This window comes from Komagataeibacter nataicola, assembly GCF_003207795.1.
GTDB lineage: Bacteria > Pseudomonadota > Alphaproteobacteria > Acetobacterales > Acetobacteraceae > Komagataeibacter > Komagataeibacter nataicola.
The window spans coordinates 27,751-52,353 of the sequence record NZ_NIRT01000019.1; the positions used below are offsets into that span (position 1 = coordinate 27,751).

The 24,603-nt window shown below is 64.3% G+C and carries 26 protein-coding genes and 1 tRNA gene; 17 read left to right on the top strand and 10 right to left on the bottom strand.

All coding sequences use genetic code 11. The features are described 5' to 3' along the window. Positions 1–102 precede the first annotated feature (102 nt). A complete protein-coding gene (locus tag CDI09_RS11090) occupies positions 103–1,539 on the top strand; it encodes a calcium-binding protein (protein WP_078526182.1) in 1,437 nt (478 codons plus the stop codon). A gap of 467 nt (positions 1,540–2,006) precedes the next feature. Continuing rightward, entirely contained in the window at positions 2,007–2,276 is a 270-nt protein-coding gene (locus tag CDI09_RS11095) for an HU family DNA-binding protein (RefSeq protein ID WP_010514654.1), read from the top strand. Positions 2,277–2,324: 48 nt separating this feature from the next. Here the strand turns inward: CDI09_RS11095 and CDI09_RS11100 are convergent, their stop codons facing one another. Genes CDI09_RS11100 through CDI09_RS11110 form a run of 3 tightly spaced genes read right to left on the bottom strand, consistent with a single transcriptional unit; the run spans position 2,325 to position 5,061 of the window. Then, a complete protein-coding gene (locus tag CDI09_RS11100) occupies positions 2,325–2,912 on the bottom strand; it encodes a LutC/YkgG family protein (RefSeq protein ID WP_078526184.1) in 588 nt (195 codons plus the stop codon). After that, positions 2,909–4,321, bottom strand: a complete 1,413-nt coding sequence (locus CDI09_RS11105; protein ID WP_078526186.1) for a lactate utilization protein B — start codon at positions 4,319–4,321, stop codon at positions 2,909–2,911. The genes CDI09_RS11100 and CDI09_RS11105 overlap by 4 nt, the downstream gene beginning before the upstream one ends. Then, complete coding sequence (locus CDI09_RS11110) at positions 4,318–5,061, bottom strand: (Fe-S)-binding protein (protein ID WP_078527997.1); 744 nt, start codon at positions 5,059–5,061, stop codon at positions 4,318–4,320. Before CDI09_RS11110 ends, CDI09_RS11105 begins: the two co-directional genes overlap by 4 nt. Positions 5,062–5,167: 106 nt before the next feature. Between CDI09_RS11110 and CDI09_RS11115 the strand changes: the two genes are divergently transcribed. Then, complete coding sequence (locus tag CDI09_RS11115; RefSeq protein WP_078526188.1) at positions 5,168–6,106, top strand: LysR family transcriptional regulator; 939 nt, start codon at positions 5,168–5,170, stop codon at positions 6,104–6,106. 16 nt (positions 6,107–6,122) lie between these two features. On the opposite strand, the gene CDI09_RS11120 is transcribed toward CDI09_RS11115, so the two are convergent. Continuing rightward, the gene (locus CDI09_RS11120) at positions 6,123–7,184 is read right to left on the bottom strand and encodes a zinc-binding metallopeptidase family protein (protein WP_078526190.1); all 1,062 of its coding nucleotides are present in this window, start codon (positions 7,182–7,184) and stop codon (positions 6,123–6,125) included. After that, a complete protein-coding gene (locus CDI09_RS11125) occupies positions 7,181–8,092 on the bottom strand; it encodes a transglutaminase family protein (protein WP_078526192.1) in 912 nt (303 codons plus the stop codon). The genes CDI09_RS11120 and CDI09_RS11125 overlap by 4 nt, the downstream gene beginning before the upstream one ends. A 30-nt stretch (positions 8,093–8,122) precedes the next feature. Between CDI09_RS11125 and CDI09_RS18180 the strand changes: the two genes are divergently transcribed. The 3 genes from CDI09_RS18180 to CDI09_RS11135 are packed head-to-tail and all read left to right on the top strand — an operon-like array spanning position 8,123 to position 10,870. Beyond that, positions 8,123–8,347, top strand: a complete 225-nt coding sequence (locus CDI09_RS18180) for a hypothetical protein (protein WP_151892033.1) — start codon at positions 8,123–8,125, stop codon at positions 8,345–8,347. A gap of 43 nt (positions 8,348–8,390) precedes the next feature. Then, positions 8,391–9,857 (top strand): circularly permuted type 2 ATP-grasp protein, encoded by a 1,467-nt coding sequence (locus tag CDI09_RS11130; RefSeq protein WP_078526194.1) that lies wholly within the window; start codon positions 8,391–8,393, stop codon positions 9,855–9,857. Beyond that, a complete protein-coding gene (locus tag CDI09_RS11135; protein ID WP_078526196.1) occupies positions 9,839–10,870 on the top strand; it encodes an alpha-E domain-containing protein in 1,032 nt (343 codons plus the stop codon). The genes CDI09_RS11130 and CDI09_RS11135 overlap by 19 nt, the downstream gene beginning before the upstream one ends. A gap of 81 nt (positions 10,871–10,951) precedes the next feature. On the opposite strand, the gene CDI09_RS11140 is transcribed toward CDI09_RS11135, so the two are convergent. The 5 genes from CDI09_RS11140 to CDI09_RS11160 all read right to left on the bottom strand — a co-directional run bounded on the left by CDI09_RS11140 (position 10,952) and on the right by CDI09_RS11160 (position 13,733). Further along, positions 10,952–11,026 (bottom strand) — tRNA-Gln (locus CDI09_RS11140). Between the two features lie 226 nt (positions 11,027–11,252). Further along, on the bottom strand, positions 11,253–11,891 hold the full coding sequence (locus CDI09_RS11145; protein WP_078526198.1) for a TetR family transcriptional regulator: 639 nt from the start codon (positions 11,889–11,891) through the stop codon (positions 11,253–11,255). 60 nt (positions 11,892–11,951) lie between these two features. Beyond that, positions 11,952–12,788: a pyrroline-5-carboxylate reductase gene (gene proC, locus CDI09_RS11150; RefSeq protein WP_078526200.1), complete on the bottom strand. Its 837-nt coding sequence runs from the start codon at positions 12,786–12,788 to the stop codon at positions 11,952–11,954. Continuing rightward, on the bottom strand, positions 12,788–13,291 hold the full coding sequence (locus tag CDI09_RS11155) for a type III secretion system chaperone family protein (RefSeq protein ID WP_078526202.1): 504 nt from the start codon (positions 13,289–13,291) through the stop codon (positions 12,788–12,790). The genes proC and CDI09_RS11155 overlap by 1 nt, the downstream gene beginning before the upstream one ends. A gap of 151 nt (positions 13,292–13,442) precedes the next feature. After that, positions 13,443–13,733: an accessory factor UbiK family protein gene (locus tag CDI09_RS11160; RefSeq protein ID WP_078526204.1), complete on the bottom strand. Its 291-nt coding sequence runs from the start codon at positions 13,731–13,733 to the stop codon at positions 13,443–13,445. A 160-nt stretch (positions 13,734–13,893) separates the two neighbouring features. On the opposite strand from CDI09_RS11160, the gene rfaD reads away from it, so the two are divergent. From rfaD to CDI09_RS11215, 11 genes are all read left to right on the top strand, one after another. Next, entirely contained in the window at positions 13,894–14,874 is a 981-nt protein-coding gene (rfaD, locus tag CDI09_RS11165) for an ADP-glyceromanno-heptose 6-epimerase (protein WP_078526206.1), read from the top strand. 149 nt (positions 14,875–15,023) lie between these two features. Beyond that, the gene (gene lgt, locus CDI09_RS11170; protein ID WP_078526208.1) at positions 15,024–15,887 is read left to right on the top strand and encodes a prolipoprotein diacylglyceryl transferase; all 864 of its coding nucleotides are present in this window, start codon (positions 15,024–15,026) and stop codon (positions 15,885–15,887) included. Beyond that, positions 15,884–16,924, top strand: coding sequence for a class I SAM-dependent methyltransferase (locus tag CDI09_RS11175; protein WP_078526210.1), 1,041 nt, complete (start codon positions 15,884–15,886; stop codon positions 16,922–16,924). The genes lgt and CDI09_RS11175 overlap by 4 nt, the downstream gene beginning before the upstream one ends. Positions 16,925–17,012: 88 nt before the next feature. Further along, on the top strand, positions 17,013–17,804 hold the full coding sequence (gene pgeF, locus CDI09_RS11180; RefSeq protein WP_110571329.1) for a peptidoglycan editing factor PgeF: 792 nt from the start codon (positions 17,013–17,015) through the stop codon (positions 17,802–17,804). Positions 17,805–17,812: 8 nt separating this feature from the next. Then, positions 17,813–18,799, top strand: coding sequence for a hypothetical protein (locus CDI09_RS11185; protein ID WP_078526214.1), 987 nt, complete (start codon positions 17,813–17,815; stop codon positions 18,797–18,799). A 359-nt stretch (positions 18,800–19,158) separates the two neighbouring features. Beyond that, the gene (locus CDI09_RS11190) at positions 19,159–20,148 is read left to right on the top strand and encodes a ribose-phosphate pyrophosphokinase (protein WP_078526216.1); all 990 of its coding nucleotides are present in this window, start codon (positions 19,159–19,161) and stop codon (positions 20,146–20,148) included. 81 nt (positions 20,149–20,229) lie between these two features. Further along, positions 20,230–20,820 carry a histidine phosphatase family protein gene (locus CDI09_RS11195; protein ID WP_078526217.1) on the top strand — a complete coding sequence of 197 codons (591 nt, stop codon included), beginning with the start codon at positions 20,230–20,232 and terminating at the stop codon, positions 20,818–20,820. A 113-nt stretch (positions 20,821–20,933) separates the two neighbouring features. Further along, on the top strand, positions 20,934–21,554 hold the full coding sequence (locus CDI09_RS11200; RefSeq protein WP_078526219.1) for a 50S ribosomal protein L25/general stress protein Ctc: 621 nt from the start codon (positions 20,934–20,936) through the stop codon (positions 21,552–21,554). 41 nt (positions 21,555–21,595) lie between these two features. Then, positions 21,596–22,168 carry an aminoacyl-tRNA hydrolase gene (gene pth, locus CDI09_RS11205; protein WP_078526221.1) on the top strand — a complete coding sequence of 191 codons (573 nt, stop codon included), beginning with the start codon at positions 21,596–21,598 and terminating at the stop codon, positions 22,166–22,168. A 6-nt stretch (positions 22,169–22,174) separates the two neighbouring features. Further along, positions 22,175–23,269 carry a redox-regulated ATPase YchF gene (ychF, locus tag CDI09_RS11210; protein WP_078526223.1) on the top strand — a complete coding sequence of 365 codons (1,095 nt, stop codon included), beginning with the start codon at positions 22,175–22,177 and terminating at the stop codon, positions 23,267–23,269. A gap of 46 nt (positions 23,270–23,315) precedes the next feature. Then, positions 23,316–24,599 carry a glutamate-5-semialdehyde dehydrogenase gene (locus CDI09_RS11215; RefSeq protein ID WP_078526225.1) on the top strand — a complete coding sequence of 428 codons (1,284 nt, stop codon included), beginning with the start codon at positions 23,316–23,318 and terminating at the stop codon, positions 24,597–24,599. Positions 24,600–24,603: the final 4 nt, after the last annotated feature.

Consider the following 24,603-nt stretch of genomic DNA (forward strand, 5'->3'; position numbering starts at 1 on the left):
CGGTCCTGAAAGAATGCTTCCTCCGGCCACCGGCAGGGAAGGGGCAGCGGATCATCTGCGGCGAGGCCTGTTTCTGCCGCCGTGAGACAAGGAACGGAATGAATGGGATACGTGACCGTAGCCGGTGCCACCGGGCTCACGCTGGGGCTGAACCAGGACACGACTGCGCTGATGCAGGACATGCAGCAGAATGCGGCGCAGAACGCCCAGAATGCCCTTAATGCCATTAACGAAGGTATCCCCCGGACCGAAATCACCGCGCTGGAAGGGGATGGCAACAACCCCGCCTGGGGGGCGGTGCTGGCAGCCCAGGCCGTGGGCGTGGTTGCCATTGACGGAGCGCTCAGGGAGGATTCAGGTGGCAGTATCGAAACGCTGGCCGGAGCAGGCACCTATGATGCCTCGGCCGGCACGGTGGAAATCGGCAGCGAGACGGGCAGCGTGCTTGACCAGTCGATCAACATCCAGGGCGGGTCCGGCACGACCAATGTGATGGATGGCGATGCGGGTACGGTGGTCTACGCCGGCGGGTCAGGCAATGTGGATTACTATGCCGCTGCGGGTGACACGTTCTTCCTCAGCGGAGCGGGGCAGGATGTCATCCACACCATGGGCGGCACGGACACCATCGTGGCCTATGACAGCACCCCTACCGTAACAGGCGACTGGACCGCCCCCGGCGCTGCGGGCGCTGCGGCCACGCAGTTCAGCGGCGACGGCAGCATGCTCGATGTGCTCAATGGCGTTGTGGTGCAGGATACCCAGTTCGATACGGTCAATACCACGGTCCTCGGTGGTTTTTTCAACGGTGAGTCGGGCGGTTCTACCGCCACCATCACGGGCGGCGCGTATGACACCATCAACGGCGGCAGTTCGCTGGTGGTGAACAACCTTGATGACAGCACCATCAACGCCAGCAGCGGGCTGACGGTATCAGGTGGCGTGCAGGACACGATTTCAGCCAGCCAGTCCGCCACGCTGATCGGCGTGGATCAGGCCAGCATTGTCAGCGTGGCAGGCACGCTGAGCTTCATCAGCGGCAATGGCGCATCACCTGTGTCAGATACCGTGACCGGCAGCAACGCCACCATTTTTGGCGCGGCGGGGCTGGACCTGAGCGCAGGCACCAGCGGCACCACCACCTATTATGCCGGCAGCGGCAACGAAACGCTCGATGGCGGCGCCTCTGGCTCCGTCTATGCCGTGGCAGGCAATGGCAATGATTCGCTTGCTGGCGGTACGGGCAGCAGCACGCTTGTCGGCGGCATGGGTAACGATACGCTTGCAGGCGGCAAGGGTGCGACCGAATTCGAATTCATCAAGGGCAAGGATAGCGGTACCGACATCATCCAGGATTTTGGCAAGTCGGCCGGTAACGCCATTCTCCTGTCCGGCTATGATGCGACTCCGGCTTCCATTCAGTCCATGCTCGATCAGGCTACCATTGCCGGGGGCAATACAACCGTAAGCCTTGATGACCAGACCCAGATTACATTCGTGGGTGTGACCGACCTCAAGGCACAGAATTTCAAAAGCTGACACCGGGGGCGGAATCGCCCCTCAACCAGTCTGCACGGGCTTTGAAGGCAGCCAGAACAGCCTGCTGATGAGAGCCTGTGCAAATTAAAGAAGTTTCTGGTGAAGCTTTTTTCAAAAAATCTTCACACAACACGGCCTTTTTTAAAAAAAGAAAATTCCGATAAATTTTTACCGTTTTTTATCAATGGGTTGTTTTTAAATAAACGCGCAATGATGCCTGATCGATATGAAGTTTTCATGATGGAATATATCGATGGCCGGGACTGGCATTCTATGAATTCAGCCGGTTATTGCTGCGCATATCATCGATAATTTTCATGTGATAACAAAAAATTGCTGGTCTAACCTCAATCATCAGGTTACAAGCCGCGACCGTCCGGCCCGGTGGGGCAACTGGCCTGTTTTTCAAGACGGGTGCAGGATATTTACGAAATTCATTTCCAGCCCGGAAGGAGCAGACAGTTCCGATGAGTAAGGCCTTCATTGCAGCCGTCATTCAGGATTCGATCGATTGCACTGGCGTTGCGGCCAATCAGGCCGCATCTGACCTGATTGCGGCCATTGTCAAGGAACTGAAGCGCGAGGGTGGTTTTACCCTGCCGTCTTTTGGCACGTTCACGGTCAAGAAGACCAAGGCCCGCAAGGCGCTTAACCCGCGCACGGGCGAGCCGGTCAAGGTCAAGGCAGGCAAGACGGTGCGTTTCAAGGCCAGCCCGAACCTGAAGAAGGCCGTCTGATCTTTTGATATCCGGCTCCTTCCCATGCGGAAGGAGCCGTTTTTGCGTTCAGGTAAACCAGACCGAAAGCGAACGCACGCCCTGTGCGCCACGGATCAGCACGCCCTGAATATCCGCCGTGGCGGAGGGGCCGCTCATCAGCACGCCGTAGCTGGCGGTCTTGAACTCGGGCCGCTCCTGATAGGCGGTGTGCATGTTGGCCGTCAGTTCATCAACCGACAGCAGCACTACGATATGCTGGCCCAGATGGGCAAACGAGTTGATGGGCAGCTGGGCCTCGCTCAGAAAAATCGAGCCCATTTCCGCAATGCCGAAGGGTGCGCGCACCACGGTTACATCGATGGTGGCGGCATCCTGCGGGGTCTTGACCTTCTCGACCGGCAGCGTGCCCTTCGCTTCGGGCACGTTGGAGCAGATCACCCTGGCATCGGGGTGGCGGCGCAGGATGGCCTGATCCAGCGTTTCACCCTCGACCGGCTCAAGCACGTCGCCGCCCAGGATCCTGAGGCTGGTGATGAAGCGCTCGCGGCTGGCATCAAGGTCGCCCAGGGTGGCAACCGGCGGCAGCGGATGGTTTTCCGGCGTGGGGCGGTTATTGCGCAGGGCCTGCAGGATCTCGTCGCGTGCGGTGCTCATTTCTTGGTCTCCGGTGCGGCGGCGGGCTTGGTGGTCTGGCGGTTCTTGCGATACCAGTCATTAAAGGTCTGCTTGACCGGATGGGGGTTTTCGCGGTGCTTGCCCCACGGGTTGAGCCAGTTATAGAGCACGAAGCGCGGCATGGTGCCGAGCGAGACCTCGGTGGCCTTGATGGCGGCGCGGTACATCCTGGGCTGGCCCATCAGCTTGCCTGCCATGTGCATGATCTCACGCTTGACGAACGGCATCTCATGGTGCTGCACCAGCACGCGGCGCCATTTGTACAACTGCTCGTGGATATTGATCTTGACCGGGCAGACATTGGTGCAGCTGCCGTTCAGCGTGGAGGCATAGGGCAGGGTGCTGTATTTGCGCTCGTTGAAGGTCGGATCAATGATCGCGCCAATCGGGCCGGAATACACCGCGCCATAGGACAGACCGCCCGAGCGGCGATAGACCGGGCAGGTGTTCATGCACGCGCCACAGCGGATGCATTTGAGCGAGGTCCAGAAATCTTCCATGCCCAGGCGTGCGGAACGCCCGTTATCAACAAGCACCACATGCATCTCGCCACCCTTCTGCGGGCCACGGAAATGGGTGGTGTACTGCGTTATGGGCGAACCGAGCGCGCTGCGCGAGAGCAGGCGGATGAACACGCCCATATCGGCCATGCGCGGCACGAGGCGCTCGATGCCGATGGTGGCGATGTGCAGGTTGGGCACCGTGGCACTCAGGTCGGCATTGCCTTCATTGGTGCAGACCACGAACGTGCCGGTTTCCGCCACCACGAAGTTGCCGCCGGTCATGCCTGCATCGGCATGCAGGATCACGGGGCGGGCGGCCTGGCGCTGGGCTTCGGCAAGCAGGTGCGGATCGCGGATGTTGGGGTCGGTGTGGTAGTCCTTGGCGAAGATCTTCGCCACGTCCGCGGTCAGCTTGTGCACTGCCGGCACCACGATGTGGCTGGGCAGCTGGTCATCTAGCTGCTGGATGCGCTCGCCAAGGTCGGTCTCGGTTACGGTTACGCCCTGTTTGGCAAGATAGGGCCGCATGTCACACTCTTCGGTGACCATGGACTTGCTCTTGATGAGGTTGCGCGCGTTATGGGCCTTGAGGATCTCGCCCACGATGCGGTTATGCTCCGCCCCGTCGCGCGCCCAGTGCACGTGAATGCCGTTCTTCTTGGCATTGGTCTCGAACTGCTCAAGATATTCGGGCAGGCGCGAGAGCGTGTGTTCCTTGATGCGCGAGGCTTCCTCGCGCAGTTCCTGCCACTCGGGCAGGATGTGCATCTGGGCATCGCGCTTCTGGCGCATGTCCCACAGGCGCTCATCATGGAACTGCAGGTGGGGCGCATCCTCGATGAAGTGCTCCGCCGCCCTGGCGTGATTGACGGGCTTGTCGCTCATTGGGATGCTCCGTTGAGGATCTGCGCGATGTGAATGAAGCGGATCGGCACGCCCGCGCGCTCGGCGCAGCCCTGCTGATGCATGATGCACGAGGAATCAGCCGAGACGATGTATTCCGCGCCCGCCTGGTGGTGGTCGCGCACCTTGTCCACGCCCATCTTGGCCGATACCGCCTCTTCCGTAACAGAGAAGGTGCCGCCGAACCCGCAGCATTCGTCCGGCCGCTTGGGGGTGGCGAAGCGGATGCCCTTGACCTTGCTCAGCAGGTCCATTGGCTTGGAGAAGGGCTTCTCACCCAGTTCCGACATGCTGGCCGTGCGCAGCGCGCGGAGCGTGCCGCAGCTGTTGTGCAGGCCCACGGTGTGGTTGAACTCGGCCCACGGGAAGGCATCGACCTTCAGGATGTCGTGCAGGAATTCCACCAGTTCATAGGTGTTTTCACGCACGTGGCGGACTTCATCCGTCTGGGGAATCGCATCGAAATTGTCACGCACATGGTGCGTGCAGCTACCTGAAGGCATGACGATCTTGTCGTATTTGGCGAAGTTGCGCACGAACAGGGCTTCAGCCGCCGCGGCATCCGAGTTGCAGCCGGAGTTGCCCATGGGCTGGCCGCAGCAGGTCTGGTCCAGCGGATATTCGACATCCTGCCCCAGTTTCTCCAGCAGCTCCAGCGTGGCAATCCCGGCATCGGGATAGAATGCGTCGATATAACACGGAATGAACAGGCCAATTTTCATCAGGGGATACTCATCCTCAGCACGGTTGGCGCGAAACGTGGCGCATGGCATGTTATTTCGTCAAATATATATTGAAGGACATTGCCATATATAATTTATATGGAATATGGATTTAAGGCATTTACGATATTTCGTGGCGGTTGCCGAGAACGGGAGCTTCACGCGTGCTGCAGAGCAGCTAGGCATGGAGCAGCCACCTCTGAGCCAGCAGATCAAGCAACTGGAAAACGAACTCGGCGTGCTGCTGTTCCAGCGCCTGACGCGTGGCGTCAGGCTGACCGATATCGGCCTCGTGCTGCTTGACCAGGCGCGTGCGCTTCTGGGCATGCAGCAGCAGTTTATCGCCACCGCCACGGGGCTGGCGCGGGGCGAGAAGGGGCATATCCGCGTGGGGCTGGCAGGCGCGGTCTCGCTGCTGCCCATGATTCCGCTGACCGTGCGCCGTTTCCGTGAAATGTGGCCCGACGTGACCATCTACCTCGAGGAAAGTAACACCCCCGCCCTGCGCAAGGCGCTGCATGACCGCGCGATCGACATCGCCATCGTGCGCCCGCCGGTGCCCGATGGAGCGGGGCTGCTGGTATCACCGCTGCTGGAGGAGGAAACGGTCGTGGCCCTGCCCAAAGGGCACCCGCTGGCGGTCAACCCGCATCTGGAACTCGAGATGCTGGCCGATGAACCTTTCATCATCTTCCCACGGGAGCTGGGGCCGGGTTTTCATGATGCCATCCTGTCCGCCTGCCACAATGCGGGCTTTACGCCGCGCATGGGCCAGCAGGCCCCGCAGATCGCCTCAACCGTGCCGCTGGTTGCGGCAGGCCTCGGGGTTTCGGTCGTGCCGCGTTCGCTGCATCAGATCCATTCCGGCGGCGTGACCTATCATTCGCTCGGCGCCAAGGCGCCGCGGGCGGAACTGGCCATTGCCATGCGCGCGGGCCAGCATGTGCCGCTGCTGTCCAATTTCATCTCGACCCTGCGGGCGTGCTGCCGTGACATGCATGCGGGTGCGCATGCCATCATGCTGGGTGAGGCTGAAGGGGAATGATAAAAACCCGCGGGAGCTACGCCACCCGGCTGTCGCGGATCAGGTCGTGGATGAAGGACAGCTTGCGCAGGATGTCGGGCGTGAGCACGAAGGGGTAGAAATCCGGCAGCCCCATGGAGCGGTTGAGGCTGTTGACGGCATAGGTCAGCGGCAGCCAGCCCTGCGTGATCTCATCGAAAGTCATCTCGGTATAGGGGTCGCGCGTGACACTGGCGCGTAGCGGCGGGGCCTGCGCGCCCCGCGCGTTGAGCGACATGCCATAGGCCCAGGCGGTCTCGAGTGTCGAGATGATGTGCAGGTAATGCGCCCATGTCTCGGCAAAGTCCTCCCACGGGTGGGAGGTGGCATACTGGCTGACATATCGCCCCCGCCACGCAGTGCTGGCGGCCGTGGCGTAATAGGCCTCGAGGCTTGCGGCGTAGTCGCGTCGATCATCGCCAAACACGGCGCGGCAGGCGGCCTGGCGCGCAGGGCCTGCGTCGCGGATGAGCAGGTTCCAGTAATAATGGCCGATCTCGTGGCGGAAATGGCCGAGCAGGGTGCGGTAATACTCCCCCATTTCCAGCCGCAGGCGTTCGCGCTGTGCATCATCGGCCTCATGGATGGCGATGGTGATGATGCCATTCATGTGCCCGGTCATGGCGGGCGTGCCATCGGGCAGGCTGTCGAGAAAGTCGAAAGCCAGCCCGCCCTCGGGGTCCTGCCTGCGGTTGCGCAGCGGCAGGCCCAGCCGCAGCAGGGTATAGAACAGCCGATGCTTGGCGACCTCCAGCTTCTGCCACCGCTCGATATTGCCGGGTACCGACAGGTTGGGGATGGTGCGGTTGAAGCTACACGCGATGCAGTAGGCCTGCCCTGGCTGCGCCAGCCAGTTGCACGCGCTATGGGCGTTGTTGGCGCACAGCGCGCGCGCTTGGTCGGGGGCGGCGAGGGGTTTCCATAAATCACCGCCAAGGGCGTCAAGCGCGCTGAGTTCGGTCTGCTCGGGCAGATAGCCCAGCGTGTGGCCACAGCGCTCACAGGCCGTATTCTCGAAAAACAGGATCTGACGGCACGACTGGCAGAAAAACAGTTTCATGAAGACAGGCTCGACCGCACTGGCCCGCATGCGCCGTGCGCGGGCAGCATGGTGGTCCGCATCGCCGCCTCGAAGGTCGCCTCGCACTGGTCAAGCAGCCCGCTCACGGGGGCGGCCTGCTGCGGGCGGGGGGCAACGGCCAGCGCCACATGCCCCTGTGCTGCCCGCAGGCCCGATGTCGTGTCCAGCCCCACCCATCCGGCGCCGGGCACATGCACCTGCGCCCAGGCATGGAGCTCGCAGCCCAGCTGTTCGGGCGCGTCGCGCTCGGGCTGGAACAGGTAGCCCGACACGAAACGCGCGGCAAAGCCCAGGCGGCGCAGGATGGCAATGAGCAGCCATGCGGTGTCGCGGCACGATCCCGCGCCGTGGCGCAGGGTTTCCTCGGGCGACCACACTCCGGCTTCGGGGCGGATGCGGTAAGTGATGTCGGCCGCGATGGCGCGTGTCAGGTCCATGAGCAGTTCGGCCGTGGGGCAGGGCAGGCGCGCGCGCCATTTTTTCACCAGCGCGTCAAGTCGCAGCGTGGGCAGGGCCGGGGCATCGGTGGGGGCGGGCTGCCGGTATGCGGCAAGCGACGGGCTGTCATCCACGCTCTGCGCCGTCCAGATCCGGGTGGAGGGCGCCACGGCAAGGGGGCGCGGCGCGATGGGCGTCTGGTCGGTGGTGAGGGTGACGGTAATATCGAAATGCGTAACACGCTCATCAAATGTAACGCGGGCGACGCGGTTGCCAAACGGGTCGTGGCACCATGCCTGCGTGCTGGGCGCGGGGCTGATCTCCAGCCCATGAGCAAGCATTGTGGCGCAGCCGGGCAGGGGGTGCAGGCGGATGGTCTGCGGGCCGAGGTGGACAGGCCGGTCGTAGCGGTAGCGTGTGTGGTGGACCAGCATGGCACGCGCGTTCATATAATCCTTAGCCCCGGTAAGCTGTTCCGCATGCCGGCCATCGTGATCCCGGTGCGTGATCCCGGCGATGGTTACGGTTCGGACATGGTTGGTATGCCACGCCCACGGTATCAGGATTGGCGGTGGCAGCAATATCGTATTTTTTCGGCATTCTGGCCCGAAAGGAAAGGGATTGCAGATTCGTTCTTGGCAAGAGATGATTTTCTTGCTCCGCTAGTAACGGATCGAAATGAAACAGCAGGTGGGTGGACATGACTCCTTCACGCCTGATCCTCCTCCCCGCAAACGGAGGCAGGGCATGAGTGACATGAAGATGGCGGCACAGGCCGCCGGGCTGTTCGCGACGTATGATGTCCCGGATTTTTTCTGTGAACTGCTCAACCGCAAGGACATCCCGCCCCCCGGGCTGCAACAGGTGCGCGACCGGCTGGCCCGCTTTGACATCGCCGAGCTGCGCAGGCGCGCCGCAGCCGTCGAGGCGCAGTTCTACCGCCTTGGCATCACCTTTACCGTCTATTCCGACCGCGAGGCGATTGATCGCGTGCTGCCGTTCGATGTCATTCCCCGCGTGCTGACAGCGCCCGAGTGGGATCATGTCGAGCGCGGCGTGCAGCAGCGCGTCAGGGCCATCAACCTGTTCCTGCACGATATCTATCACGAGCGGCGCATATTGCGTGATGGCGTGATTCCCGCGCAGCTGGTGCTGGGCAACGCCAATTACTGCCAGGCCATGGTGGGGCTGGACGTGCCCGGCGGGGTGTACGTGCACATCAATGGCACCGACCTCGTGCGCGACCGTGATGGCCGCTTTCTGGTGCTGGAGGATAACGCGCGCACCCCTTCAGGCGTGTCGTATGTGCTCGAGGACCGGCAGATGATGCTGCGCCTCATGCCTGACCTCGCCTCCGGGCTGGACCTGCGCCCGGTGGATGAATACGGCCCCCGCCTGCACCGGGCGCTGGCGGAGGTCGCGCCCATGGGCGTGGATGACCCGCAGGTGGTCCTGCTCTCGCCGGGTATCTATAACGCCGCCTATTTCGAGCATGTGTTCCTTGCGCGCGAGATGGGCATTCCGCTGGTGGAAGGGCGCGACCTGACCGTGGAGGACGGACGGGTGTACATGCGCACCGTAGCCGGGCTGCGGCCGGTGCACTCCATCTATCGCAGGCTCAATGACGACTTCCTCGACCCGCAGGTGTTCAACCCCGACAGCCTGCTGGGCGTGCCGGGGCTGGTCGATGCCTACCGGCGCGGCAATGTCACGCTCGCCAACGCCATCGGCACCGGGGTGGCCGATGACAAGGCGGTCTATGCCTACATGCCGCGCATCATCCGCTATTACCTAGATGAAGAGCCGATCCTGACCAATGTGGAGACGCATATCTGCGCCGAGCCCGAAGGGCTGGCCTATACGCTGGCCAACCTTGAGCACCTTGTGGTCAAGCCGGTGGGCGAATCAGGCGGTTACGGCCTGCTGATCGGCCCGCATGCCACGCAGGCCGAACTGGAGGATTTTCGCGGCAGGCTGCGCGCGGACCCGGCCAATTACATCAGCCAGCCGGTCATCAGCCTGTCGGTCTCGCCCACGCTGTGCCCCGCTGGCGTCGAGGCGCGGCATGTGGACCTGCGCCCCTTTGCCGTAACCGGGCGGGAGACATGGGTGCTGCCCGGCGGCCTGTCGCGCGTGGCGCTGCGCAAGGGGTCGCTTGTGGTCAATTCCTCGCAGGGCGGCGGGGCCAAGGATACATGGGTGCTGGCGTCATGACACAGGTTTCGGTTTTTCCCACCCCGGTGCTGCCGGGCCTGCGCAACCTGCTCTCGCGCTATGCGGAAAGCACGATGTGGCTGGCGCGCTACATGGAGCGCATCGAGAACATGGCCCGGCTGATCGAGGTTACGGGCACGTCGGTGCATGCCAGCAACATGGATGCGGGGTGGGACAGCGTCATCCGCATCAATGCCGATGAGGATACGTTCTTCCTGCGCCACAAGGTCGCGACCGAGCGCACCGTGGTCGGCTTTTACATCACCGATCCCGATAACCCGGATTCGATCGTATCCATGGCGCGGTGCGTGCGCGAGAATGCCCGTGTGCTGCGCCCGCTGATCTCGACCGAGATGTGGATGCACCTCAACGTGTTTACCCGCTGGGCCATGGATCTCGGGCCTGATGATGTGGGGGCAGGTTACCTGTCCACGCTGTGCACGCGGCTCAAGCAGGAATGCCAGACCCATTTCGGCATAACCGAGGGCACGCTGTACCGTGATCAGGCCTGGCTGTTCTACCTGCTGGGCAAGAACCTTGAGCGCGCGGACCAGATCACGCGGCTGATCGACATCAAATATCACACCCTGCTGCCCAGCGGCGAAGGGGTGGGGTCGGATATCGACCTGAGCCAGTGGACTTCTGTGCTGCGCTCGGCGGCGGCTTACCACGCTTTTCGCCGCGTGCTGCCCGAGGGCATGACGCCTGCCAATATCGTGGGTTTCCTGCTCAAGAATGACGGGTTTCCCCGTTCGCTCTCCACCAGCCTGCGCTGTGTCTATAGCGTGCTCGGCTCACTGGCGGGGGAATACCGGCTGCGCCATTGCGGGCCGATCCTGGAGCGGGTGGAGGAACTGCGCGTGACGCTGGTCGAACAGACGGTGGAAGACATCATCCTGCGCGGCCTGCATGAATACATGGACTGGATCCAGCGCGAACTGCGGCTGATCCAGAACGAGATCGCAGGTGCCTTCTGGCCGCCCGTGGCGGTGCAGGCGGCCGGTGGCGAGTAACGGCAGGTAAAGCTCCAGAAGAACGCTGCCTTTTCAGGAAAAGGCAGCACCCGGGCACTTTTATTTCTGACAAAAGGAAACTGGCTGGGGCGGGAGGGTTCGAACCTCCGCATGGCGGAATCAAAATCCGCTGCCTTACCACTTGGCTACGCCCCAACAGGCCAACGCCACGCGATTCGCGTGGGTGTGATGCTGTTCTAATATCTCAGGCGCGGTTTGAAAAGTCTGCCCCCAAAACATCGTGCCCACCAGCAAAGACGTTTTTGGTGAAGCTTTTTTCAAAAAGCCTCAAAAGAACGCTGCCTTTTTGAAAAAAAAGCAGCCCCCGAAAACTTTTATCCTGTTCTATCAAGGTTTTATTTTTAACAGTAGCCCAGATCCGTCAGGCTGAAGGCTCCAGCGGCAGGTCCACCAGCGGGTCGGTGTCGTGGCCATGGCCTGCGGGCACCGTGGGCTCGGCGGTTTCAGGCCCGAAGGAGACAAAGCGGCCCGCGCGTTTGAGCGCCTCCTCCAGTGCCGCCATGGTCTGGCCCATGTCGGGGCTGTCATCGCGGTCCCATGTGCGCAGGGTCAGGGTCCATACGCCCACCAGTGCCTGCAGGCGCAGCGCCCCGGCCAGACCATTGGTGTCCACGCCCGCGGCGGTGGCGATCCACTTCATGCTCTCCAGCGTCGCACCACCGAGCAGCAGGGCCAGCGCGGGGTCGGTGGGCAGGGCGCGCAGCACGCTGCGCACGCCCTCACGGTATTGCTGGAACACATCGAGCCGGCGCATGAGCATGTCGAACAGCCTGTCGCGCACGCTGCCTTCCGTCTCGTCTTCCACCAGCGCGGATTCATCGGCCAGACGCCCGAGCGTGAACAGCAGCTTGGTCTTGCACGCAAAGCGCTTGCGCGCGGTCTCGAGGCTCAGCCCGGCATCGCGCGCGGCATCAACGACTGTTGTGCGCCGCCATCCGTGCGAACCGGCACGCTCCAGCGCGGAGCGGAGAAGGGTGGCGTCAAACAGGTCGTTATCCATGGAGGGTCTGATCTTCCGGGTTGGGGGTCGTTAAAATAGGGGCCGTGCGCTGCCGCTGGGTCATGAAACGGGCTGCGGGCCTGACAGTTCGCGCGCGCGCCGCGCGGCGGCGGCAAGGGCGGTATTGAGCGTGGCGGGCCAGGCATCGGGGGCCATCAGCACCGCAAGGGCGGCCTGCGTCGTGCCGCCGGGGCTGGTCACGTTCTGGCGCAGGGTGGCGGCATCAAGCCCGCTGGCCTGCATGAGCGCGCCGGAGCCTGCCACTGTCTGGCGCGCGATCTGGCGCGCAAGGGGGGCGGGCAGGCCGTGGTCGATGCCCACCTGCTCGAGCAGTTCGGCAAGCAGGAACACATAGGCCGGGCCACTGCCTGAAATGGCGGTGACCATGTCCATCTGGTCTTCATGGTCGATCCAGGCCACTTCGCCCACGGCGCTCATCAGCCGCGCGCACAGCCTGCGATCGGCTGCGGTGGCGGGTGGCGGGGCGTAGCACACCGTCATGCCCTGCCCGATGGCGCTGGGCGTGTTGGGCATGGCGCGGATCACGGCAGGAGCGCCGCTGCCCGCAGGCAGGCAGGCGTTCAGTGCCGCGCTCAGGCTCTCCACCGTGCGGCCAGCCAGCACGGACAGCACGGGGGCGTGGGCGGCAAAGGGGGCGAGGGCGGGCAGCACCGCGTCCACCTTCTGCGGTTTGGTGGCCAGCACGATCATGCCGGGGCGGAAACTGGCGGGAATCGCATCAAGGCTGCGCACGAGCTGGTGCGGCGGCGGCACCGAGTCGCGATGCCGGTCGACGATGAAGGAGGGGGCGAGCCCCTCCTTCAGCCAGCCATCGAGCATCGCGCCCCCCATCTTGCCGCAACCCACGAGCAGCAGCGGCGGAAGGAGTTCGGTCATTACGCCATCCCCGCGCAGTCAAGCATGGCGGCCTCGAGGGCTTCCGCCGGTTTTTTGCCGCCCCACAGCACGAACTGGAAGGCGGGATAGAATCGCTCGCATTCCGTCAGCGCGATGTCGATCATGTCCTCAAGGCTTTCCATCGAGGCCCCGCGCGAGCCGCGCAGCAGCACCGCATGGCGGAACACGGGCGTGCCGTGCTCAAGGTCCATGCCAAAATGGCCGATCCACAGCCGCTCGTTGGCCAGCGCCACGAGTTCAAACAGGTTGCGGCGCTGTTCGGCCGGCACCTTGAGGTCGAACGTGCAGGTGAAGTGCATGGCGTTCACCTCCTCCGACCAGCAGAAGAACAGGCCGTAATCGCACCATTTTCCCGGTGCCTCGGCTGCCATTTCCGAATCGCTGCGGCGCTCGAAATTCCAGTCGTAGCCGCCCACGATCTGTTCCATCTGGTCGAGCGGGTTTGTATTACGAGAGGTCGTGATCTGAGTCAGAGCAGGCATGTGGCACTCCCCGAAGCCGTCGTGGAGGAGATCCGGGCATGACGCCGGATTCCGTGTCTCTGCAACCCGGTCCGTGTCCTGTTACGGGGAATCAGGGCGCGGACCGTCCTGTTACACTATGGCCCGCAGGCACTGGCTGCAAGCCTCGTGCTCAGCCGCCGGTGTGGGGGGCGGGGTTGGTCAGGCTGGCTTCAAGGTCGGAGACGCGCTCTTCAAGGCGTGCGATGCGGTTTTCCATCTCGCCCTGTGCCAGGCGCGCGCGGGTGGCGACTTCACGCACCACTTCAAATTCATCGCGGCGCACGAGGTTCAGGCTGCCGAGTGTTTCATCCACGCGGGCACGGACCATGGCGCCGATTTCCTCGCGCACGCCAGCAAGTGCCGAGAACGCGCCGCCGGCCACACCGGCAAGGTCATCAAAAATGCGGGGCCTGTCGGACATAGTGGATACTCCATGACGTTCCGCGCGGCAGCCGGAACCCGGCGCGCGCGAAGGGGAAAGGCGCTACTATAGACACATTGCCGCCTCAGGGCTATCCGCACGATTGTGGCGGCCTTCGGGGCGGCATAACCAATGTGCAGGCAGGAGCGGGGTGCGGGCAGTGATCGTGATTACGGGTGGCGCGGGCTTTATTGGCTCGTGCATGCAGCAGGCCCTGCAGGCGCGCGGGGTTGATACGGTGGTGGTGGACTGGCTGGGCAATGCGGGCAAATGGCGCAACCTGCGCCACCATGCGCCCGTGCAGGTCGTGGCGCCCGAGGCGCTTGACGGGTGGCTGGCCACGCGGCCCGATGTGTCGGCGGTGGTGCATCTCGGTGCGATCAGCGAGACCACGGCAAGCGATGGTGACCTTGTGTGGCGCACCAATGTCGACCTGTCATGCCGCCTGGCGGAGTGGTGCGCGCATGAGGGCGTGCGCTTCATCTATGCCTCATCGGCCGCGACCTATGGTGCCGCGGACAAGGTCGAACAGTTCAGCGATGACCCTGCGGGCCTGAACAGGCTCAGCCCGCTCAACCTGTATGGCTGGTCCAAGCAGGCGTTTGACCAGATCCTGCACCACCGGCTGGGGCGCGGCGAACTGTCGGGCCTGTCATGGGCGGGGCTGAAGTTCTTCAATGTCTATGGCCCCAACGAGTACCACAAGGGGCGCATGATCTCCGTGGTTAAGGTCAAGTATGACGAGGCGCGGGCAGGCGGACCGCTCACGCTGTTCCGCTCCGACGTGCCGGGCCTGGCCGATGGCGCGCAGGCGCGTGACTTCATCTGGGTGGGCGATGTGGTCAATGTCATGCTGTGGCTGCTTGACCATACGAATGTGTGCGGGCTGTTCAACTGCGGCACCGGCATTGCGCGCACCTATGCCGATCTGGCGCATGCGGTGTGCAATGCTGCGGGCGTTGCGCCCAAAATCGAATTCATCGACATGCCGCAATCGCTGCGCGGGCAGTACCAGTCCTTCACCTGTGCCGACATGCGCAGGCTGCGCGCGGCGGGCTACAGCCACCCCTTCACCACGCTGGAGGAAGGCGTGCGGCGTTACGTGCACGACTATCTTGCCACGCCCGACCCCTACCTCTAGGCGCCTTGTGAAAATCAGAAAGACGTTTCTGGTAAAGCTTTTTCAGAAAGCTCGGGAGCACGCCGCTTTTTTTGAAAAAAGGTGGCATCCTCAGACGTCTGTTTTTTCATCAATGAGTTGTTTTCAAGCACGTTACTGAAAGTCGGCCCATGCTGCCTGTTCTGGTCTTTCCGCAGTTTGATCCGGTAATGGTCCATTTCGGGCCGTTCGCCATACGCTGGTACGCCATGGCCTATATCGTGGCGCTGGTGGCGGGGTGGCGCATTGCCCGCCGCCTCGCGGCCCTGCCCCCCCGGGCCGCCACGGCGCTGCAGGTCGATGACTTCCTGACATGGGCCACGCTGGGCGTGGTGCTGGGCGGCCGGCTTGGCTACATCCTGTTCTATCAGCCCGGCTATTACCTTTCGCACCCGCTGGCCATCCTGCAGGTGTGGCATGGGGGTATGTCGTTCCATGGCGGGGCGGCGGGGGTAATCATTGCGCTGATCGCGTTCACGCGGCTCAACGGGCTGAGCTTCCTTGCCTTTTCCGACCGCATTACCACGGTGGTGCCCATCGGGCTGGGGCTGGGGCGCATCGCCAACTTCATCAATGGCGAACTGTGGGGCAGGCCTGCCTCGCCCTCGCTGCCCTGGGCCATGATCTTTCCCGATGCCGGGCCGGAGCCGCGCCATCCATCCGAACTTTATGAAGCCTTTGCCGAAGGGCTTTTGCTGTTCACCCTGTTGTGGTGTGTCTCGCGCAGCCTGAAGGTGCGCCAGCACCCCGGCTTCATCGCGGGGCTGTTCCTGTTTGGCTACGCGGTGGCGCGCACGGTGTGCGAATGCTTCCGCGAGCCCGATGCGTTCATCGGTTTCCTGCCTTTTGGCGTGACCATGGGGCAGGTACTGTGCGTGCCCATGGCCATTGGCGGGCTGGGGCTGATGCTCAATGCGTATATGCGCCCCGCGCGCAGCGTGGTGATGGCGGAACCGGCGGGCGAGACCGCCGGGGATGGCGGGGCTGCAAAATGACCGGGCAGCCCGAACGGCTGGATCACTTCATGGTGCGGGCCAACGCGACCTATTACGCGGGCCGCGACCCGTTTGCCGATTTCATTACCGCGCCCGAAATCTCGCAGATGTTCGGTGAACTGCTGGGCGCGTGGGTGGCCGTGGTGTGGGGGCAGCTTGGTCGCCCCGATCCTTTCGTGCTGGCCGAGGCGGGGCCGGGGCGGGGCACGCTCATGGCCGACGCCCTGCGCCTGCTGCGCCGCGTGGCCCCGGCCTGCCATGCGGCGGCGCGGGTGCACCTGATCGAGACCTCGCCGCGCCTGCGCGCCTGCCAGAACGCGGCCCTGAAGGATGCCACGCCAAACCCGGCAGGCTGGCATGCGGGTCTTGCCAGCCTGCCGGAGGGGCCGCCGGTGGTCCTGCTGGCCAACGAGTTTGTCGATGCGCTGCCCATCCGCCAGTTTGTCCGCCGGGGGCAGGGCTGGGCGGAGCGCTTTGTGCAGGCGGGGCGGTTTGTGGAGCAGGCGGCTGCGTTGCCTTCCGGCCACCCGGCATTGGCGCGGCCTGTGCCGGAGGGCAGTGTGCTTGAAACCTGCCAGCCCGCGCTGGATTTTGTCCATGCGCTGGCTGGCCGCCTGCAACGCGCGCGCGGGGCGGCGCTGCTGATTGATTACGGTTATGATGCCCCGGCCTGGGGCGACAGCCTGCAGGCGCTTCGTGAGGGCCGACCCGCCGATCCGCTCTGCAATCCCGGCACGGCGGACCTGACCGCCCATGTTGATTTTGCCAGCATGGCGCAGGCGGCGGGTGGCGTTGATGTATGGGGCAGCGTGAAGCAGGGGGATTTTCTTGCAGCCCTCGGGCTGGGCGCGCGCTGCGAGCAGCTTGCGCGGGCGGCTCCCGGTCAGGCGCGGGATATAAGAGCGGCAGCCCGGCGGCTGGTGGCGCCCGGGCAGATGGGGCGGCTGTTTCGCGTGCTGGGGCTGTCGGCAGGTGTGGCGGGCCTGCTGCCGGGTTTTGCGGGGATGCGCGAAGGCAATCCCCCACAGTCAGCATAAGGACGTTTTTGGTGAAGCTTTTTTCAAAAAAGGCGACACCCGGAAACTTCTATAAATTGTCCTGCTACGGGCAGAGGGGAAAACAGTGATGACGGATAGCGCGATCACGGATGCGCAGGTGGTGCGGGCCCCCGCTCTCGGCAGGGTGGTGCATGGGTTCTTCACACGTCTGGGCGGGGTCTCCACCGGGCCGTATGCCTCGCTCAATGTCTCGACACGCTCGGGGGATGATCCCGGCGCGCTGCGTGAAAACCGCCGCCGCGTGGCGCAGTATGTGGGTGTTGCGCCTGACCATCTGCTGGGCCTGACCCAGGTGCATGGCGACCGCGTGCAGACGGCAACTGCTCCCTGGCCTCCGGGTGCCGGGCCGGAGGGGGACGCCCTGGTCACGGCCACGCCCGGCCTGGCGCTGGGCGTGATTACGGCGGATTGCGCGCCGATTCTGTTCAGCAATGCGCAGGGCACGGTGGTGGGCGCGGCCCATGCTGGCTGGCGGGGCGCGTGTGGCGGCATTATCGAGGCCACGGTGGCGGCAATGGGCGCGCTGGGCAGCGCGCCCGGCAAGATCACTGCGGTCGTTGGCCCCTGTATCGCGCCCGCCAGCTACGAGGTCGGGCCGGACATGCGCAGTGCCGTGCTGGCGTGTGATGCGACGGCCCACGCGTTTTTCAGCCCGGCCGCGCGGGCGGGGCACTTCATGTTCGACCTGCCGGGTTACTGTGTCATGCGCCTCGAGCGGTGCGGGGTGGGCTCCGCCGTGGCTCTGGGCCTCGATACCCTGCGTGATGAAACGCGGTTTTTCAGTCATCGTCGCCGCACGCTGGCAGGCGGCGGCCCGATCGGGCACCAGATTTCCGTTATCGCCTGCCGGGCGGTATAAGGAGCGCCATGATGTCAGACGTTTCTGCCCGCCGGTCGGGCGCGCTCGCGGCCCTGGTGGGGCTTTCCCTGCTGGGGGGCTGCGTGGATGTGCCGCATCCCTTCCGCCATGATGGTTCCGGCATGCAGCCCCCTACCGCGCGGCTGGCCGTGCCGGTTTCCACCGCATCCGGCACGGATGAGGCAGGCGCGCAGGCCTGGCAGCATGCCATGGTCGAGGCCATGCTGGCGCAGTCGGTGCCCGCCATGGGCCAGCCGGTCAAACCCGGTGACTGGTGGCTGAAAATGACCACCACGGCGCAGGATGACACGGTCATTCCCACCTATGCCGTCATGACCCCCAAGGGCGAGGAGCGTGGCCATATGAGCGGTGCCGCAGTGCCTGCGGCGCAGTGGCAGGCGGCTGACGGGCAGGCCGAGACCCGCTCGGCGCAGGACGTGGCTCCCGGCGTTGCCGAACTGCTGACCGGTATCCAGGCTGCCCAGATGCAAAAAGACCCCAACAGCCTCAAGAACCGCCCCGCCCATGTCTATTTCGCGGGCGTGCAGGGCGCGCCGGGCGATGGCGACCACGCGCTGGCCCGCGCCTTTACCGCGGCCTTCCCCGATGCGCATGAAGACCTGCGCCACGCGGCCACGGGCGCGGATTACACGGTGCGCTGCACCGTGGTGCTCAATGATGCGGTGACCACTACCTCGACCACGCCCCAGCAGCATATCGTGCTGACCTGGAAGGTACTCGACGCGCAGGGGACCGAAGCCGGCGCCGCCACCCAGATTCACGACATCGCGGCCCATTCGCTGGATTCCCGCTGGGGTGACGTGGCCGTGGCCGCCGCTGATGAGGCGGCCGGTGCCGTGCGGCAGATCATCACCCGTTATTCCGGCCGCGAAAATGCGCCGCTTGCCGCCGATGGCACCCTGCCTACGCCGGGGAGCGCGCCCACTCCAGCCCCGGCAGCCAGCACCGCCCCTGCCGCCCCCGCGCAGCCCTGAAACCGGGCGGCCGGGCAGGGGCATGCAGGCCGTTTGATTGTTTAAATGCATTTTTTAAAAATAATGCGTTGATAAAAAAGCATAAAAATTTCTGGGCGCAGTGTTTTTGAAATAAGGCGGCGTTGTGGCAGAGCCTGTAGAAAAATACGGCGCCAAAAGCCATCTTGCTGACTGGCAGGGCATGATGGGCGCAGGCGACAAGGGTGTGACGGATCGGCAACGGGGGGCAGACGTGCAGGTTTGCACACCCTTAGGCAGGTGACAGGCCATGTGCCGGTTGATAGAACGCCGCACATACACAACGGGGGTGGGAAAAACCGCCCTCCAGCGCCTCTACCGCCGCCCGGGAGCGTCACACGATGAAGATTGTCGCCTGTAACAGCAACCTGCCTCTAGCCGAGAAAGTTGCGGCGGAACTGGGCCTACCGCTCTGCAACGCGACCGTGCGGCGTTTTGCCGACATGGAAATTTTTGTCGAGATCCATGAGAACGTGCGTGGCGAGGATGTGTTCGTCATCCAGAGCACCTGCTCGCCCACCAATGACAACCTTATGGAACTGCTGATTATGCTCGATGCCCTGCGCCGGGGTTCGGCGCGGCGCATCACGGCGGTCATGCCGTATTTCGGTTATGCCCGGCAGGACCGCAAATCCGGCCCCCGCACGCCAATCAGCGCCAAGCTCGTGGCCAACATCCTGGTCGAGGCCGGTGCGAACCGCGTGCTGACCATGGACCTGCACGCCATGCAGATCCAGGGCTTCTTCGACATCCCGGTCGACAACCTTTACGCAGCGCCGCTCTTCACGCGTGATATCCGCGGCCGCATGAAGATCGAGGGCGAGCCCCCGCTGCCCTATGACGCGCCGCCGATGGACATTCCCGGCGGGCCGCACAACCTCATGATCGTCTCGCCCGATGTGGGTGGCGTGGTGCGCGCCCGCCAGCTTGCGCAGCGGCTGAACGTGGACCTCGCCATCATCGACAAGCGCCGCGAACGCGCCGGCGTGTCGGAGGTGATGAACGTGATTGGCGACGTGCGGGGGCGCTACTGCATCCTCGTCGATGATATTGTCGATAGCGGCGGCTCGCTGTGCAACGCGGCCGAAGCGCTGATGAAGCACGGCGCGGCGGCGGTCGAGGCTTACGTGACCCACGGCGTGCTGACCGGCAGCGCGGTGAGCCGCGTGGGCCAGTCCCCGCTGGGCATGCTGACCCTGACCGACAGCATCAAGGCGACCGAGGCGGTGAAGGATGCAGCCAATATCCGCCAGATCAGCACGGCGGCCCTGATTTCACGCGCCATGCAGGCCATCTCGGATGAAAGCTCCGTCTCCTCGCTGTTCGACTGAACGCTTTGAGGCAGGACGGGATTGACCGCCTCGCCCGCACGGCGCTACCCCCAAGGGCGTAGCAGAGTGAAGGAACGACGCATGACTGATCTGATGACCCGGCCATACTGGTACCTGCGCCATGGGGAAACGGACTGGAATGCGCAGGGGCGCTCGCAGGGGCGCACCGATATTCCGCTCAACGCCACGGGTATTGCCCAGGCCGAGGCCGCGGGCCTGCTGCTGGCGCGGCACTGGCGCGATCATGCGCCGATCGTGCGCATTGTCGCATCCCCGCTGGTGCGGGCGCGGCGCACGGCCGAGATCGTGGCCGACCAGCTTGCAGCACACGGCGCGCCCCGCCTTGAGGTCGCCCTTGACGACGGGCTGAAGGAAGTCTGCTTCGGGGCGGAAGAAGGCAAGCCGATGGGTTCGTGGTACGACAGCTGGATTGCTGGCGAGTATACGCCCCCTGATGGCGAAAGCTTCGCCGACCTGCGCGAGCGTGCGGTCTCGGCGGTCAATCGCGCGCTTGAACATGATGGCGTGCCGCTGATCGTGTGCCATGGCGCGATGTTCCGCGCCCTGCGTGCGGCCATGCACCTCAAGCCCAACGTGCGCCTGCCCAACGCCACCCCCATGTGGGCCGAGCCGGGGGCGAGCGGGGTATGGAGTCTCACCGCACTTTCCTGAAAAACCGGGGCTGTCCGGGCTTGGTGATTGCATAAGGCGCGGTTTTCCGTTAAACGCCGCGCACGCGCTGGCACCCCTGGAGGCCCGCGCGCTTGTGTTTCAGGAGCAGACAAGTGACCAAATTCACCAAAATCGAAGTCTCTTCGCGCGCGAAGGCTGGTAAGGGGGCAGCGCGTGCAACGAGGCGTGCCGGCCACGTGCCCGGCGTAATCTATGGCGGCGGCCAGGAACCCACCCTGATCGCGCTTGACCCCCGCATCGTGCACCGTGAGCTGCACAAGTCCGGCTGGCGTTCGCGCATCTATGACATCTCCGTTGAAGGTGGTGCTTCCGTGCACGCCCTGCTGCGCGAGATCCAGCTGCACCCCGTAACCGATGCCCCGATCCATGTGGATTATCAGCGCCTCGCCGCTGGCCACAAGGTGCACGTGGAAGTGGAAATCCGCTTCACGGGTGAAGAGGTTTCGCCGGGTGTCAAGCGCGGTGGCGTGATGAACATTGTCCGCCACACGGTCGATGTCGTGGTTGATCCGGCCGATATTCCGGAATTCTTCACCGCCGACCTGTCCCAGCTCGACTTCCACGACAACGTGCGCTGGGAAGACCTCAAGGGCACGGAAAAAGTGACCCCCGTGCTGCAGGACAACAACTTCGTCATCGCCAACGTGGCGCCGCCGAGCGTTGATGAAGAGCCCGAAGCCGCTGAAGGCGACGAAGCCGCAGCCGAGGGCTGATTGCCCACCCACCGCCACGAACCCTGACAGGAGACTGAACGATGCTGCTCTGGACCGGTCTTGGTAATCCCGAGACGGGGATGAGCCGGAATCGTCATAACGTCGGCTTCATGGCGGTGGACCGGATTGCGCAGCGCCACGGGTTTGGCCCGTGGCGCAAGCGCTTCCGTGGCGAGATTGCCGAAGGCATGGTGGGGCGGCACAAGGTGCTGCTGCTCAAGCCCATGACCTACATGAACCTCTCGGGAGAGAGCGTTCAGCAGGCGGCTTCCTTCTACAAGCTGCCCGCCGAGGCCATTACGGCCTTCCATGACGAACTTGACCTCGAACCCGGCCGCATCCGCGTGAAGCGTGGCGGCGGGGCGGCGGGGCATAACGGCCTGCGGTCGATGGACCGCATGCTGGGCACGAAAGAATACTGGCGCGTGCGGCTTGGCATCGGGCATCCCGGCAGCCGCGAGCGTGTGACGGGCCATGTGCTGGGCGATTTTTCCCGCACGGACCGCGAGTGGCTGGACCCGATGCTTGATGCGCTGGCTGATGAAGCCACGCTGCTGGCGGATGGAAAGCCGGAACTGTTCATGACAAGAATGGCCGCGCAGGCCGGGGAGTAAGGGCGTATGGGCTTTAACTGTGGCATCGTGGGCCTGCCCAACGTGGGCAAATCGACGCTGTTCAACGCCCTGACCGAGACCGCGTCGGCGCAGGCCGCGAACTATCCGTTCTGCACCATCGAGCCCAATGTCGGGCGCGTGGCCGTGCCGGATGCGCGGCTGGCGGAACTGGCGCGGATTGGCAAATCGCAGAAGATCCTGCCCACCAGCCTTGAGTTCGTGGACATCGCGGGCCTGGTGCGCGGCGCCTCGCGCGGGGAGGGGCTGGGCAACCAGTTCCTGGCCAATATCCGCGAGGTGGATGCCATCATCCACGTGCTGCGCTGCTTTGAAGATGATGACATCACCCATGTGGAAGGCGGCGTCGACCCCATCCGCGATGCGGAGATCATCGAGACCGAACTGATGCTGGCCGACCTCGAATCGCTGGAGAAGCGGATCGTGGCGCTGCAGAAAAAGGCGCGCGGCAACGACCGCGAGGCAGCAGCCCAGGTTGAGCTGATGGAGCCGCTGATTGCGGCCCTGCGTGAGGGCCTGCCCGCGCGCAAGGCCATTCCGGCGGGGCAGGAGGAGGCCGTGCGCCGCCTGCAGCTCATGACATCGAAGCCCGTGCTGTATGTATGCAACGTGGATGAAGCCTCGGCTGCCACCGGCAACGAATTTTCAGAGCGCGTGCGGGCGCGGGCGGAAGAGGAGGGGGCGGCGATGGTTGTTGTCTCCGCTGCGATCGAGGCTGAAGTCAGCCAGCTTGGCGCGGAAGACCGGGTCGAGTTCCTTGACGGGCTGGGCCTGAAGGATAGCGGGCTCGACCGCGTGATTGCCGCAGGCTACCGCCTTCTGGGCCTGAGCACCTACTTTACCGTAGGGCCGAAGGAAACCCGTGCCTGGACCATTACCGAAGGCACCAGGGCCCCGCAGGCGGCCGCTGTCATCCATAATGATTTCGAGCGGGGCTTCATTGCGTGCGAGACCATTGCATATGATGACTACATCGCCTGCAATGGTGAGGCGGGTGCCCGTGAGGCGGGCAAGCTGCGCATCGAAGGGCGGGATTATGTGGTGCAGGATGGTGATGTCCTGCTGTTCCGCTTCAACGTCTGATACGGGCACGGTGCCCGTTCACGGATAGATCAGGGAGATACGGATCATGGACCAGGCTGTTGCACCCCCCGCGCGGGCCGACGCACCGCAGCCGGACGTGATCCGCGTCATGGCGCTCGCCTCCCGCGTGGCGGCCCGCGTGCTGGCCCGCAGCACGACCGAAACCCGCAACACGGCCCTGACCGCCGCCGCCGCCGCCCTGCGCGCGGCCCAGCCGGAGCTGCTTGCGGCCAATGCGCGTGACGTGGCGGCCTTTAGTGGGGCGGCTGCCTTCCGCGACCGGCTGACCCTCAACCCCGAGCGGGTCGAGGCCATGGCGCAGGGGCTGGAACAGATCGCCGCCCTGCCTGACCCCGTAGGCCATGTCATGGCGGAGTGGGACCGGCCCAACGGCCTGCGCATCCGCCGGGTGGCAACGCCTGTGGGCGTCATTGGCATGATTTATGAAAGTCGCCCCAATGTGGGCGCGGATGCCGCTGCCCTGTGCATCAAGTCCGGCAATGCCGTGATCCTGCGCGGCGGGTCGGACAGCCTGAACAGTGCGCGCGTGATTCATGCGGCCATGCAGGCGGGGCTGAAGGCGGTGGGGCTGCCGGTTGAATGCGTGCAGATCCCGCCCGATGCCGATCGCGCCCATGTGGCCTCCATGCTGGGTGCCGCCGGGCTGATCGACCTCATCATTCCTCGTGGCGGCAAGTCGCTTGTCGAGCGAGTCTGTGCCGAGGCCCGCGTGCCGGTGCTGGCCCATGCCGAAGGGCTTTGCCACACCTACGTGCATGCGGCAGCAGATCTGGAAATGGCGCGGCGCATCGTGCTCAACGCCAAGCTGCGCCGCCCCGGCATCTGTGGCGCGACCGAGACGCTGCTGGTGGATCAGGCCATCGCGCCCAAGATCCTGCCCGGCCTGATCGAGGATCTGGCCACCCGTGGCTGCACCTTCCGCGCCGATGAGCGCGCGCGTGAGACCATTCCCGACCTGCCTGCCGCCACCGATGCGGATTTCGCCACCGAATGGCTTGATGCCGTGCTCTCGGTTGGCGTGGTGGATGGCGTGGAGGATGCGCTGGCCCATATCGCCCGCTATGGCAGCGCCCATACCGAAGCCATCGTGACGGAAGATGCCCAGGCGGCTGCCACTTTCCTCAACGGCACGGATAGCGCGGTGGTGATGTGGAATGCCTCCACCCAGTTCTGTGATGGCGGCGAGTTCGGCTTTGGCGCCGAGATTGGCATTGCCACAGGGCGGTTCCATGCCCGTGGCCCGGTCGGACTCGAGCAGCTCACCACTTTCCGTTACGAAGTGATCGGCACGGGGCAGGTCCGGCCCTGATCTG